The organism is Mesorhizobium sp. Primo-A (assembly GCF_003997175.1).
In the GTDB taxonomy this organism is placed as follows: domain Bacteria; phylum Pseudomonadota; class Alphaproteobacteria; order Rhizobiales; family Rhizobiaceae; genus Mesorhizobium; species Mesorhizobium ciceri.
In genome coordinates, this window is the sequence record NZ_RZTG01000007.1 from 64,200 (window position 1) to 77,329 (window position 13,130).

The window sequence follows — 13,130 nt, forward strand, 5'->3', positions numbered from 1 at the left end:
TCCGCCGCGGCAAGCCGCGGCGGATCAGTCTAGCGCTTTCTTGGGAGGGAGGCGCTGGTGTTGGCTTATTTCGCCTTGGCGATCACGATCTTGCCGTCGACGATGCCCTTTTTGATCTCGTCGAGCTTGGCGGTCATCTCTGCCGGGATCTTGGCGGCGATGTCATCGCAGACCTTGACCTCGACACCGCCCGAGGCGAGGTCGAAAGTGCGGGTGCCGGCGGTGATCTTGCGGCCCTCGACCTCGTCCTTGATCAGCGTATAGACGGCGATGTCGCCGCGCTTCAGCATGCTGGCGAGCACATTTCCGGGGGCCGAGCCGCACATGTCGATGTCGACGCCGATCGAATATTTGTCGACCGCGGCACTTGCCTGCATCACGCCTTCACCCGTCGGGCCGGCGACGTTGTAGACAATGTCGGAGCCTTGGCCGTAAAGCGCCTGGGCAAGTTCGCTTCCCTTGGCCGGGTCGTCGAAGGTTCCGGCGAAGACGGAGTTCACCTTGACGTCGGGCGCGGCATATTTGGCGCCTTGCTCGTAGCCGCCCAGGAAGTTGCGGATCACCGGGATATCGCGGCCGCCGACAAAGCCGATGGCCTTGCCGTCGCCGATCTTGTCGAAGGCGGTGCCCTTAGCTTCGATCATGCCAGCAAGCGCGCCGGCGACGAAGGATCCCTGCTCCTCGGCGAAATTGGCGTAGATCATCTTGGGGTTGTCGAGGACGCCATCGATGAACACGAAGCGCTGGTCGGGATATTCGGCGCTGACCTTTTGCAGCGAGTCCACCAACTCCCAGCCCATCACGAAGATGAGGTCGTATTGCTTGCCCTTGGCGAGATTCTCGAACTGCTGCTGGTAGTCGAGCGCGCGATTGCCGGTGTCGACCAGCTTGAGGTCGATGCCGAAATCGGTCTTGGCCTTGTTGAGGCCGTTGACGATCGAAACGCCAAAACCCTGTGCGAAATATCCCGAGATCGCGGCCACGGAAACCTTGGCCTGTGCGGCGGCCGGTCCGAACGAAATGGCAAGCATCGTGCCGGCCAGAAATAAACTCTTGAGCGCCCTTTTCATGTCATTCCCCTTCAGCTTTTTTCAGCTTTTGAAGCCACGCTTTGACCATCCCCCACACATCGCCGGGACAACGGCGAGTTCGTTGATGGTCATATGAGTTTAGGAGCGGCTTAACAGGCTGTCAATCGTCATCCGATGCAGTTTTCTTGGCCCTTCGCCCGCTTGCTCGACGTCTGTGCTTGACAAATGTCGATAGGCATAATTGTTGATACTCTAACGAGTTTTATGAACGACGGGATGAAGGAAGAGAACAATGCCGGCTGTGGTGGTCAGGAAATTTCTGGTTCAGATCGAAGAGATATTCCATGAGGGCGGACCCCACGCGGCACGTCCGCTCAAGCGAGGCGCGATCGTCGCGCTCATCGCCAACCCTTTTGCCGGACGCTATGTCGAAGAGATCACCGGCTTCATGGAAGACCTGAAGCCGCTCGGTCTCGATATGGCTCGGCGCCTGATCGACTCCATTGGTGAGGGCGGCCAGGCCATCGAAGGTTATGGCAAGGGTGCCATAGTCGGCGCCGCCGGCGAGCTTGAACATGGCGCGCTCTGGCACAATCCGGGCGGCTACGCGATGCGCGAACTGCTCGGCAATGCCAAGGCGATCGTGCCTTCGACCAAGAAAGTCGGCGGCCCCGGAACGCGCATCGACATCCCGATCACGCACATAAACGCCTCCTATGTGCGCAGCCATTTCGATGCAATCGAGATCGGCATTGCCGATGCGCCGCGCAGCGATGAAATGGCGGTCATCCTGGCGATGACCACCGGCGCACGCGTTCATGCACGGGTCGGCGGCCTTGCCGCCGCCGACATCAAGGGTGAGGACGGACTGCGATGAGCCCGGAAATCCGCCGTATCATCACCATCGTCGAGGAAACCCGGATCGAAGGCGGGCGGCCCGTCGATCCGCCGACGCGGCGTGCCGCAGCCATTGCGGTCATCCGCAACCCCTATGCGGGTACCTACGTCGAGGATCTGTCGGCACTCAGCGCCATCGGCGAAGCGTTGGGAGATATCTTGCCCAGGCGCGCCGTCGCTGCTCTGGGCATTGCCGGCAACCGGGTCGAGAGCTTCGGCAAGGCGGCCGCCGTCGGCGCCGATGGCGAGCTCGAACATGCCGCCGCCATCCTTCATCCAAAGCTCGGCGCCCCGTTCCGCGACGTGCTCGGCAAGGGCGCCGCGCTCATTCCCTCATCGAAGAAGCGCGGCGGCCTCGGCGTGCCGCTCGATATTCCGCTCGGCCACAAGGACGCGGCGCGGGTGCGCAGCCATTTCGACGGCATGGAGGTTCGTGTTCCCGACGCACCGCGTGCCGACGAGATCGTCGTCGCTATCGCCGTCACCGATTCCGGCAGGCCGCACCCGCGCGTCGGCGGGCTGACCAAGGACAAGATTGTCGGCATTGACGGCGTCGGCTGACCGTCAGGCCGCCAGGACTTCCGGCACCCGCATCGCCGGAGGCGTATTTCTGCTCCGGCCTGTCCGCACCTCGCCGTCGATCACGACCATGCCAATGCCTGGAAGATTGCCGAGCGCCACGCTGTCGAGCAGCCCGTCGCCGGCACCGCCGATCGCTTGATCCATGAAGATCAGGTCGGCGGCGCGCCCCACCTCGATGATGCCGCGATCATCCAGTCCGCGCACGCGCACCGTGTTGCCGCTGGCAAAACAGAACGCCACTTCCGGCGCGATACCACCAAGCGAAGCCAGCATGGTCAGGGTCCGCAGGATGCCGAGCGGCTGGACGCCGGATCCGGCCGGGCTGTCGGTGCCGAGGATGACGCGCGAAAGTTCGCCGCGCTGCCTTGCCAGGTCGAGCACGAACAGTCCGGTGCGCAGATTGCCGTTATGGACGATTTCAAGCGCCCTCGAACCCTTCTCGCAGATCTGCCGTATTTCCGCCTCGGGCAGGGCGGTTGGCCCGCCATTGACGTGGGCGACGATGTCGGCGTCGACCTCCAGCACGACATCCGCGCCGATGCGGCCGGAGCCGGGCAGCGACGGGCCGCCTGTGTGGGTCATCGAGGTCATGCCGTATTTGCGCGCCCAGGCGATCATCTTCCGGCCGGTCGGCCCATCCTTGACGCCGCCAAGCCCGACCTCGCCGACAAGCGTCACGCCGGCCTCGGCGAGACTGCGGAAGTCTTCCTCGGTAAGGCCGGGTTCCAGGATCGGTGCCCCGGCCAGGATCTTCATGCCGTTCGGACGGAAGTTGGAGAAGGTGCGCTGCGCCGCGATCGCCAACGCCTTCAGCCCGACAAGATCGCGCGGTCGGCCCGGCGTGTGGACTTCCCCCGCCGAGATCATGGTGGTGACGCCGCCATGCACGGTCGAATCCATCCAGCCGATCTGGTTCTGCCGGGGCGTCCAGTCGCCGGCCACCGGATGGGCGTGGTTGTCGATAAGACCCGGCGCGACCGCACAGCCCATCGCATCGATGATCGTCGCCGCGCTGCCGCCATCAATGTCGCCTGCCTTGCCAATGCCTGATATGCGTCCATCGCTCACGACGATGGTGTCGGCGTCGATGATCGGTTGTGCGAGATCGCCGCTCAGCATGAGACCGATATTGCGGACGACGAGCGTGTTGGCAGACGACTGGAGGTCGGACGACATCGGTTCTCACTTTTGCTGTTATGGAAAAAAGGACTGGACGCGGCTTATTTGCCGCCGTCGCCATTCGTTGGGTCGTCGTCATTGATGCGCTGGAGCAGGCGAAGCAGCGTCGCCTGCTCAGCCGGGGAGAGCGGCGACAGGAACCGCCGCCCGACCTCGACGCTGCGTTCGAGCCGTTCCAGCGTATAGTCGGTCCCTTTGCTGGTCAGCGCGATCATCGTCAGGCGTTGGTCGGTTTCGGAGGCGCTGCGCGTGATCAGCCCGTGTTTGAGCAGTTTGCGCATGACGATGCTGATGGTCGACGGGTCCATCGCCGTCAGCCGGCCGAGATGGTTCTGCGAGACTTCGCCATGCTTGAGGATCGTGGCGAGCGCCGCGAATTGCGTTGGCGAAAGGTCTTCGCCGGCCATGACCTGCTGGAAGCGCAGTGTCGCGCGCTGATGCGCCCGGCGGATGACGTGCGCCGGGTGACGGTCCAGTTCATAGCCGGTCTCGGCGTATTGCTGCAGCACTTGCTCGCGGCTCGGGGGTGCATCGCCGCTCGGCGTTTTCGAGGTCGCGCCTTTTTCGGATTGCGGTTTCTTTTCAGTCGTCACACCGGACTCCTATCGCCGCTGTCTCGGATGTCGCCGGTTTGGAAAAGCTCAAGCCGCGACCTCCGCTGGTTGAAGCGACGTCCCGTCGCGGAGGGCTGCGACGACATCAGCCGAATCGCTGACCACGCCGAAATGGGTCGCTATGTCGTAGAGCGAGCTTTCCTGCTCGCGTGGTCCCGTTGCCGCGCAGCAATCGCTTGGCACCACCACCTCATAGCCCTGGAAAAAGGCATCATGGACGGTCGAGCGCACGCAGATGTTGGTGACCACGCCGAAAATGACCAACTGATCGACCTGCATGTCTTTCAGCGTCAGGTCCAGGTCGGTTTGAAAGAAGGCCGAGTAGCGCCGCTTGATGACATGGATCTCATCATCGCGGGCGCCGAGATCCTCGATGATCTCCGGCCCCCAGCTTCCATCCAGGCAATGCGGTGTGCGCTTCAGCCATTCGCGCTCTCGTCGCATGCCCGGTCGGTGGCTGTCATGGACCCAGATCACCGGCACGCCGGCGGCGCGCGCAGCCTCGATCACGGCCAGTTGCGGCGCGACCAGCGTCTCGTACCCAGGCAGGACCATGGCCCCGCCGGGCTTGCAGAACTCATTGACCATATCGATGACGATAATGGCCGCACGGCGTGGATCGAGGCGCACCGCATCATCGTGCCGATGTGAGGAAAAACTGTCCACGGACATGGCGAGCTCCTTTGACCGATCGTTGATGCTCATACAAAAAACCCTAGTGGATGCCAAGTCAATCCCGTTCGACGCAAAGCGTGCTGGTCGGCCTTGCGCACCGCGCTCCGACAAGCGTATGCGCTATTTGCCCATCGCGAAATGGCCTTGACAACGCTTGTCAGGCATGTGCTCGATTTGTATGACCATCAATGATATTCAAGCCGCTGAATTGCGGAGCCGAGGCCGAGATATGAAAACCATCGTCACCGGAGCCAGCGGCCTGCTTGGCCGCCATGTGGCCGAGGCTCTGGTTGCGGCCGGCCACGATGTGCTTGGTGTCGATGCCGTGGTGCCGGGTGAGGTCGCATGGCGCCACGCAACCGCCGATTTGACCGATCTGGGATCGACACTGCAGCTGGTGCGCGATTGCGATGCCGTTGTGCATGTCGCGGCCATTCCGCGGCCGACCGGCCGGGCCGGCGGCGAGGTGTTCAAGACCAACATCGCGACCGCCTACAATGTGGTCGAGGCAGCCGCCATGGCCGGCGCCAGGCGCTTCATCTATGCCTCATCCTTCAGCGTCTTCGGCTATCCCTTTTTCGAAAAACCTGTGCGACCGCCCTATCTGCCGGTCGACCTGGACCACCCGGTCGGCGCGCAGGACCCGTACGGCCTGTCGAAATGGCTGGGCGAGGAAATCGTCGACGCGGCGGTGCGCCGCGGCGCCTTTTCGGCGGTCAGTATCCGCATGCCGTGGATCCAGACGCCGGGTTCATTTTTCGAGGGCGTCGGGCCGCGCCGCGCCACGGCCGACAGTGCCCGCGACCTGTGGGCCTATCTCGACGCGCGCGACGCCGGGCAGGGCTTCCTGCGGGCGCTTGAATGGCAAGGCGACGGCCATCTGCGCGTCCTGCTCAGCGCCGCCGACACCTTCATGGAAGAGGAAACCGAAGCGCTCGTGCGCCGGGTCTATCCCGATGTCGCTCTATCGCGGCCGATCGCCGGCTTTGGCGCCGTGCTCGACACGGTCCATGCGCGCGAAACGATCGGCTTCGAACCACAATATTCATGGCGTTCCTATCCAAAGCCGGAGACCGGGGGATGAAACGATTCGACCAGAAGAAGATCCTTGTCACTGGCGGCGCCGGCGCGATCGGCGGCGCGGCGGTGCGGCGTTTCCTTGACGAAGGCGCGCGCGTCGCCATTGTCGATCGCAATGGCGCGGCGGCGCAGCAACTGGCTCGCTCACTGGGTGAAAACGCCATTGCCATCGAAGCCGACGTCACCGATGAAGCGGATGTGCGGCGCGCCGTCGAGGCGACCGTCGAGACGTTCGGCGGCCTCGACGTGGTGTTCAACAATGCCGGCATTTCCGGCGTCGTCGCTCCCGTTCACGACCTGCCGGTCGAGGACTGGGATACGACCATCCGTATCAATCTGCGCGGTATCTTCCTCGTCCTGCAGGCATCGCTTCGGGCGATGATCAAGGCGGGGACCGGTGGCTCGATCGTCAACATGGGCTCATCCATGGCCGGTTGGGACGTCCTTTCGGGCGGTGCCGGCTATGTCGCTTCCAAACACGGCGTGGTCGGCCTGACGCGGGTTGCGGCGCTCGATGCTGCGCCCTACGGCATACGCGTCAATGCCATTTGCCCCGGCGTGATCGAGACGACGCTTGGCGTGCCGGCTTCCGGTGACGGCGAATTCAAGAGCAGCGTCCAGCATTTCGCCGACCGCATTCCATTGCGCCGCATCGGCCAGCCGGACGATGTCGCGGCCGCCGTGGCTTTCCTGGCCTCGGACGAGGCGAGGCACGTCACGGGCGTGGATTGGCTGATCGACGGCGGCCAGACCTTGCAGAGCTGGGCCAACGCCCCTGATGGCGGTGCGTTTCCGAAATTTCGCTAAAGCTCAATTTCGCTGCTCGATTTGCTTGAGCATTGATCTGCAAGAATTCGGCAAACCAATTGTCGGATGCCGGCCGCTCCCGCTAAAGGCCAGGCCCCATTCGCGATCTACTTCACGCCGATGCCGGCGGTCAGGCCGCCATCGATCTTGTAGTCCGCGCCAGTGCAGAAGCCGGCCTTCGACGAACACAGGAAAGCGATAAGTTCGGCCACCTCCTCCGGCTCGCCGATGCGCCCGATGGGGTGCGCTTCGCCGAAGCGCTTGTAGGCGGCCTCGACATCGGCGTCCGTGCCGTTCTCGCCGCGGGCGGCCTTCTCCAGGATCGGGGTGCGGATCGAGCCGGGGCTGACGGAATTGACGCGGATGCCGGAGCGCGCATGGTCCAGGGCCAGGGCACGCGTCAGCGTGTGGATGGCGCCCTTGGTGGTGGCATAGGCGGCGACGTTTTGCTGGCAGGCAAAGCCCTGCACCGAAGCGACGTTGACGATGGCGCCGCCGCCCCTGCGGACCATTTCCGGGATGCCGAAATGCGCGGTCAGATAGATCGACCCGACATTGACCGCCATCGCCTTGTTCCAGGTCTCGAAATCGGTGCTGACGGCGGTTCCGTACGGATGCACCGCCGCCGAATTGACGACGATATCGAGGCCGCCGAACCGCTCCACGCCGGCCGCGACCGCGTCGCGAACCTGATCGGGCACGGAGACGTCGGCGCCTATGACCAGCGCCCCGGCTGCGGAGCTTTCCAGCTCCGCTTTCAGTAGAGCGTTGGCCGCGCGGTCGATGCCGCAGGCGATGATCGCAGCGCCCCCTGCAGCGAGGCGTCTGGCGGTTGCGAGGCCAATCCCGGTCGTCCCCGTCACCAAGGCAACCTTGCCGTCGAAATCCTTCATTGGGAAAACTCCTTCATTCGCTGTCCGAAACCGGTTCCTAGTTTGACACCCATTGTGGTCCAACAATAGGTTGCCATCCTCTCGCAGAAGGAAGCGGCAATGGAACAGTGCTGGCGCTGGTATGGACCAAACGACCCGGTAACGCTCGATCATGTCAGGCAGGCCGGTGCGACCGGCGTGGTGAGCGCCTTGCACGATATCTATGACGGGCGCGCCTGGCCGCTCGAGAGCATTCTGGAGCGCAAGCGTGTCATCGAGGCCGCCGGCCTGACATGGTCGGTGGTCGAGAGCATTCCGGTCCACAACTCCTTCAAGGTCGGCGCGCCGGAACGCGAGCGCTACGCCGGCTACTATCGCGACTCAATCCGCGCGCTCGCCAAGGCCGGCATTGCGACGGTCTGCTACAATTTCATGCCGGTGGTCGACTGGACCCGCACGGATCTCGCCTATCGGCTGCCGACGACGGGCTATGCGCTGCGTTTCGACGCCATCGATTTCGCAGCCTACGACCTGTTCGTGCTGAAGCGCGTCAATGCCGAAGCCGGCTATACCGCTGCCCGTATCGCCGAAGCGGAAGCGCGGCTGAAGGAATTGAGCAGCGAAGCGATCGACAGGATCGAACGCAACCTGATCGCCGGCCTGCCGGCGACCGAGCGCAGCTATGACAGGGACAGTTTTCGCGAGGCCCTGGCGGACTACGATGCGATCGGACCAAAGGAGCTGCGCCAAAACCTTGCCTGGTTCCTGCGCGAGATCATTCCGGTGGCCGAAGAGGAGGGGGTGCGCATGTGCATCCATCCCGACGACCCGCCCTTCTCGCTCTATGGCTTGCCACGCATCGTTTCGACAGCCGAGGATGCGCGTTTCATCCTTAACGCCGTCGACAGCCCCGCCAACGGCCTGACGTTCTGCACCGGCTCTTATGGCACGCGCGCCGACAATGACATCGTCGCCATGGTCAAGGAATTCGCCGACCGCATCCACTTTGTCCACCTCCGCAACATCACCATCGAGGATGACGGCTCGTTCTACGAAGCCGAGCATCTCGAAGGCGGCACCGACATGGCGCATGTTATCCTCGCTCTGATGCAGGAAGAGGCGCGCCGTCGCAGGGAAGGCCGTGCCGACTGGCGCATTCCGATGCGACCAGACCATGGCCATCTGCTTGCCGACGACATCGGCAAGACCAGGATCAACCCCGGCTATTCGCTGATCGGCCGGCTGAAGGGCCTCGCCGAGCTGCGCGGCATCATGCGCGCCATCGAGCGGTTCGAGCTGGCTTGAAGCCGTCTTGCCGGTCGGCTGGCGGGATTTACAGACGATCACGCGCGATTGCGCTTCCGCTGCGACTTATACGCTGTCGCACTGGAAAGTGCGGTCCACGAGAGGCATGGCGGGTAAAGCACTTGTCGGGAAATTATTTGCCGACAGGTCATAATATGCAGCGCTGACGTTCTTCCATCCGGCCCGGATTGGACTTCCTGTTGCTTTGATCGGCACGCCTTGCGTGTCACTTTGAGATGCATTCATGCTCGAAGCTCTTGCCGGTGGTCGCTTCTACTTCTCCTAAGCCAGGGCAGAGAAAAGAAGGAAGCTGAACATGCCCAGAATTGTGCCGGTGCTTGACCTGAGCCGCCTCGAACAAGGTGCGTCCGAGTATCGTACCTTTCTCCTGGACCTGCGTACGGCAGCCCGGGACGTTGGCTTCTTCTATCTCAGCGGCCACGGAATTTCCGCCCCGGAGATCGACGACGTGCTCGATGCCTCGCGACGGTTCTTCGCGTTGCCGGAGGCCGACAAGCTGGCCATCGAAATGGTCAAATCCCAGCAGTTTCGCGGCTACACCCGCGCCGGCGGCGAACTGACCAAGGGCGCGGCCGACTGGCGTGAGCAACTCGACATCGGCGTCGAGCGCCAGCCCATAGCGCAGGGACCTGGAATTGCACCGTGGACACGGCTGCAGGGGCCGAACCAGTGGCCGTCTGCACTGCCGGAGCTCAAGCCGGCACTGCTTGCATGGCAGGCCAAGGCGACCGCGGTGGCCATTCGGCTGCTGAAAGCCTTCGCACTATCGCTCGATCAGCCCGAGGACGCCTTCGACGCGATCTATCGGGACTCGCCCAACCATCGCATGAAGATCGTCCGTTATCCCGGCCGTGACGCGACCGAAGGCGACCAGGGCGTCGGCGCGCACAAGGATGGCGGTTTCCTCACCCTGCTGCTGCAGGACGACAACAAGGGCCTGCAGGTCGAATATGACGGAAGCTGGGTGAATGTGGATCCGCTCCCTGGAACGCTGGTCGTCAACATTGGCGAACTGCTCGAACTGGCATCGAATGGGTATTTGCGTGCCACCGTTCACCGCGTCGTGACGCCGCCTGCCGGCGTCGAGCGGATCTCCGTTCCCTTCTTCTTCAGTGCGCGGCTGGACGCGACCATACCGCTTCTGACCCTGCCCGAGGAATTGGCGGCCGAAGCGCGCGGGCCGGCAAGCGATCCGGACAATCCGTTGTTCCGCGATGTCGGCACCAATGTGCTCAAAAGCCGACTGCGTTCACATCCCGACGTGGCACGCCGCCACTATGCCGATCTTCTCCAGGCCGGAGCGGCGGGGTCGTGAACTCAGCTCTGCACGAATTTTTGCCGTTTCATATGTTTTTTGGAATGCCATTCGTCGCCAAGGCTTCGAGATAGGCGCAAAAAGGTAAAATCGTTTAGCGGTTTCCTCCCATTCCGCTGGACGGTGTTCCCCTCTGAAGGTTCAAACCTTCTTTTGGCCGGGCCGCATTCGAGCCCGGCCATTTTTTGTCCTGGTCCCGGACAGCGCAAAACCTATGCTGCAAAAGGCCGGTGTGGAGGAACAGGATATCTTCCCGAGTTGCGCGGACCGTCCGATCCTGAGTTTAGGATTCGAGCGCTAGTGCTCGACTGTATCGATCGGTCGAAACGACTTTCATGACACAAAAACAATTGCACCTCGGCGCCTTCATGCGCCCCGTCAGCCTGCATACCGGCGCCTGGCGCTATCCGGGCGCCTATGCCGACGCCAATTTCAATTTCGCGCATCTGAAGCGCTTCGCCCAGACCTTGGAGGCGGCGAAGTTCGACGCCTTCTTCATGGCCGACCATCTGGCCGTTCTCAACATGCCGATCGAGGCGCTGCGGCGCAGCCACACGGTCACCTCGTTCGAGCCGTTCACGCTTTTGTCGGCGCTCGCCGCCGTCACCGACCATATCGGGCTGGTCGCCACCGCATCGACGACGTTCGACGCGCCCTATCATGTTGCCCGCCGCTTCGCCTCGCTCGACCATATCAGCGGCGGACGCGCCGGCTGGAACATCGTCACCACGTCCAATCCGGATGCGGCGCTCAATTTCGGCCTCGACGAGCATGTCGAGCATGACGAGCGCTACCGGCGGGCCCGGGAATTCTACGATGTCGTCACCGGCCTGTGGGACAGCTTTGCCGACGATGCCTTCATCCGCGACGCCGAAAGCGGGTTCTATTTCGACCCGGCCAGGCTGCATGTGCTCGACCATAAGGGTGAGCATCTCTCGGTGCGCGGCCCACTCAACATCGCGCGGCCAATCCAGGGCTGGCCGGTCATCGTGCAGGCCGGCGCCTCGGAGGCAGGACGCCAACTGGCGGCGGAGACAGCGGAGGTCATTTTCGCCGCCCATGCCGATCTCGCGGCGGGGCAGCGCTTCTTCGCCGACGTCAAAGGCCGTGCGGAAAGGCTTGGCCGGTCGCGTGACGACATCAAGATCCTGCCCGGCGCCTTTGTCGTTGTCGGTGACAGCGTCGAGGACGCGCAGGCCAAGCGGGCGAAGCTCGACAGTCTCGTCTACTACGAGAGCGGCATCGCCTCGCTGTCGATCGCCATCGGACATGACGCGTCCGGTTTTGATCCCGACGCGCCCTTGCCCGAAATCCCCGAGACCAATGCCTCGAAGAGTGGCCGCGAGCGCGTCATCGAACTGGCACGCGAGGAGAACCTGACCGTCAGGCAGCTTGCGCAAAGGCTGGGCGGCTATTCCGGCCTTGCTTTTGTCGGCACGCCTGAAACAATCGCCGACGAGATGGAGGAATGGCTGATCGGCGAGGGTTCCGACGGGTTCAACATCATGTTTCCATACCTGCCCGCCGGGCTCGATGATTTTGCCGAGAAGGTGGTGCCGGAATTGCAAAGGCGAGGGATCTTCAGGCGGCAATATGAAGGGTCGACACTGCGCGAGAATCTCGGCCTGAAGCGTCCGCCCAACCGGTTTTTCGAGTAGAGCCTTCTTCGCAGGGAGATTTTCGATGTCGATCCAGTCCAACACCCGCATCGTGCTCGCGGCGCGGCCACAAGGCCGGCCAAAGCCGGATGATTTCCGCATCGAGACGGTTGATGTCGTCCAGCCGGGAGAGGGCGAACTGCTGCTGCAGATCCTCTATCTGTCGCTCGATCCCTATATGCGCGGGCGCATGAACGCTACGAAATCCTATGCCAGGCCCGTCGATGTCGACGGCGTGATGGAAGGCGGTACTGTTGCGCGCGTCGTGATCTCTCGCCACCCGGAATTTACCGAAGGGGATATCGTGTTGTCCCATTCCGGCTGGCAGAGTTTTGCCTTGTCCGACGGTGTGGGGCTGCGCAAGCTGGATCCCGCTGCGGCACCCATCACGACGGCGCTTGGCGTGCTCGGCATGCCGGGCTTCACGGCCTATGCCGGTCTGCTCACCATCGGGCAGCCGAAGCCTGGCGAGACGGTCGTCGTGGCGGCCGCCAGCGGCGCGGTCGGGTCGGCCGTTGGCCAGATCGCGCGCATCAAGGGCGCGCGTGCCGTCGGCATTGCCGGCGGTGCCGACAAGTGCGCCTTCGTGCGAGACGAACTCGGCTTCGATGCGGTCGTCGATCACCGTGCCGATGATTTTGCCGAGCAGTTGAAGGCAGCCTGCCCCGGTGGCATCGACATCTATTTCGAGAATGTCGGTGGTCCTGTCTGGGACGCGGTGTTTCCGCTGCTGAACGAATTTGCGCGTGTGCCGGTCTGCGGGCTGATCGCGCAGTACAACGTCATCGCGGATGCCGGCGTCGACCGCTTGCCGGTATTGATGCAGCAAGTGCTGCACCGCAGCCTGACGATCAGGGGGTTTATCCAGCGTGAATTTGTCGACCAGCGCCCGGCCTTCTATCGTGAGATGGCCGAATGGATATCGTCCGGCCGCGTCCGCTACAGGGAAGATATCGTCGATGGCATCGAAAATGCACCACAGGCCTTTCTCGGCCTTCTCGATGGCAAGAATTTCGGCAAGCTGATCGTGCGTATCGCGGAATAAATGCCGCGCAACGATCAGGCGGGGCTGCTTGGGTAATTTCTGCCGCAGC

The 13,130-nt window shown here is 63.1% G+C and carries 13 protein-coding genes; 8 read left to right on the forward strand and 5 right to left on the reverse strand.

The features are described from left to right. Positions 1-65: 65 nt before the first annotated feature. A complete protein-coding gene (locus tag EOC83_RS14295) occupies positions 66-1,070 on the reverse strand; it encodes a BMP family ABC transporter substrate-binding protein (RefSeq protein WP_013530296.1) in 1,005 nt (334 codons plus the stop codon). Positions 1,071-1,323: 253 nt separating this feature from the next. On the opposite strand from EOC83_RS14295, the gene EOC83_RS14300 reads away from it, so the two are divergent. Both EOC83_RS14300 and EOC83_RS14305 read left to right on the forward strand, forming a co-directional pair. Beyond that, complete coding sequence (locus EOC83_RS14300) at positions 1,324-1,908, forward strand: amino acid synthesis family protein (RefSeq protein ID WP_063170103.1); 585 nt, start codon at positions 1,324-1,326, stop codon at positions 1,906-1,908. After that, a complete protein-coding gene (locus tag EOC83_RS14305; protein WP_063170104.1) occupies positions 1,905-2,489 on the forward strand; it encodes an amino acid synthesis family protein in 585 nt (194 codons plus the stop codon). The genes EOC83_RS14300 and EOC83_RS14305 overlap by 4 nt, the downstream gene beginning before the upstream one ends. A gap of 3 nt (positions 2,490-2,492) precedes the next feature. On the opposite strand, the gene EOC83_RS14310 is transcribed toward EOC83_RS14305, so the two are convergent. The 3 genes from EOC83_RS14310 to EOC83_RS14320 are packed head-to-tail and all read right to left on the reverse strand — an operon-like array spanning position 2,493 to position 4,975. Further along, positions 2,493-3,686 carry an amidohydrolase family protein gene (locus EOC83_RS14310; RefSeq protein ID WP_063170105.1) on the reverse strand — a complete coding sequence of 398 codons (1,194 nt, stop codon included), beginning with the start codon at positions 3,684-3,686 and terminating at the stop codon, positions 2,493-2,495. 44 nt (positions 3,687-3,730) lie between these two features. Then, positions 3,731-4,282, reverse strand: coding sequence for a MarR family winged helix-turn-helix transcriptional regulator (locus EOC83_RS14315; RefSeq protein ID WP_024502291.1), 552 nt, complete (start codon positions 4,280-4,282; stop codon positions 3,731-3,733). Positions 4,283-4,330: 48 nt separating this feature from the next. Further along, a complete protein-coding gene (locus tag EOC83_RS14320) occupies positions 4,331-4,975 on the reverse strand; it encodes an isochorismatase family cysteine hydrolase (protein WP_024502292.1) in 645 nt (214 codons plus the stop codon). Positions 4,976-5,207: 232 nt separating this feature from the next. Here EOC83_RS14320 and EOC83_RS14325 point away from each other — a divergent pair, with 232 nt between their 5' ends. Beyond that, complete coding sequence (locus EOC83_RS14325; protein WP_024502293.1) at positions 5,208-6,062, forward strand: NAD(P)-dependent oxidoreductase; 855 nt, start codon at positions 5,208-5,210, stop codon at positions 6,060-6,062. After that, positions 6,059-6,865 carry an SDR family NAD(P)-dependent oxidoreductase gene (locus tag EOC83_RS14330; RefSeq protein ID WP_024502294.1) on the forward strand — a complete coding sequence of 269 codons (807 nt, stop codon included), beginning with the start codon at positions 6,059-6,061 and terminating at the stop codon, positions 6,863-6,865. The genes EOC83_RS14325 and EOC83_RS14330 overlap by 4 nt, the downstream gene beginning before the upstream one ends. Positions 6,866-6,972: 107 nt before the next feature. Here EOC83_RS14330 and EOC83_RS14335 read toward each other — a convergent pair whose 3' ends face one another. Next, positions 6,973-7,758, reverse strand: coding sequence for an SDR family oxidoreductase (locus EOC83_RS14335; RefSeq protein ID WP_063170106.1), 786 nt, complete (start codon positions 7,756-7,758; stop codon positions 6,973-6,975). Positions 7,759-7,857: 99 nt separating this feature from the next. Between EOC83_RS14335 and uxuA the strand changes: the two genes are divergently transcribed. The 4 genes from uxuA (at position 7,858) to EOC83_RS14355 (ending at position 13,081) form a co-directional block, all read left to right on the forward strand. Then, positions 7,858-9,042: a mannonate dehydratase gene (gene uxuA / locus EOC83_RS14340; protein WP_063170107.1), complete on the forward strand. Its 1,185-nt coding sequence runs from the start codon at positions 7,858-7,860 to the stop codon at positions 9,040-9,042. Between the two features lie 316 nt (positions 9,043-9,358). Next, a complete protein-coding gene (locus EOC83_RS14345) occupies positions 9,359-10,378 on the forward strand; it encodes an isopenicillin N synthase family oxygenase (protein ID WP_013530313.1) in 1,020 nt (339 codons plus the stop codon). Positions 10,379-10,713: 335 nt separating this feature from the next. Then, positions 10,714-12,036 (forward strand): LLM class flavin-dependent oxidoreductase, encoded by a 1,323-nt coding sequence (locus EOC83_RS14350; RefSeq protein WP_063170108.1) that lies wholly within the window; start codon positions 10,714-10,716, stop codon positions 12,034-12,036. 25 nt (positions 12,037-12,061) lie between these two features. Beyond that, the gene (locus EOC83_RS14355) at positions 12,062-13,081 is read left to right on the forward strand and encodes an NADP-dependent oxidoreductase (protein WP_024502301.1); all 1,020 of its coding nucleotides are present in this window, start codon (positions 12,062-12,064) and stop codon (positions 13,079-13,081) included. Positions 13,082-13,130: the final 49 nt, after the last annotated feature.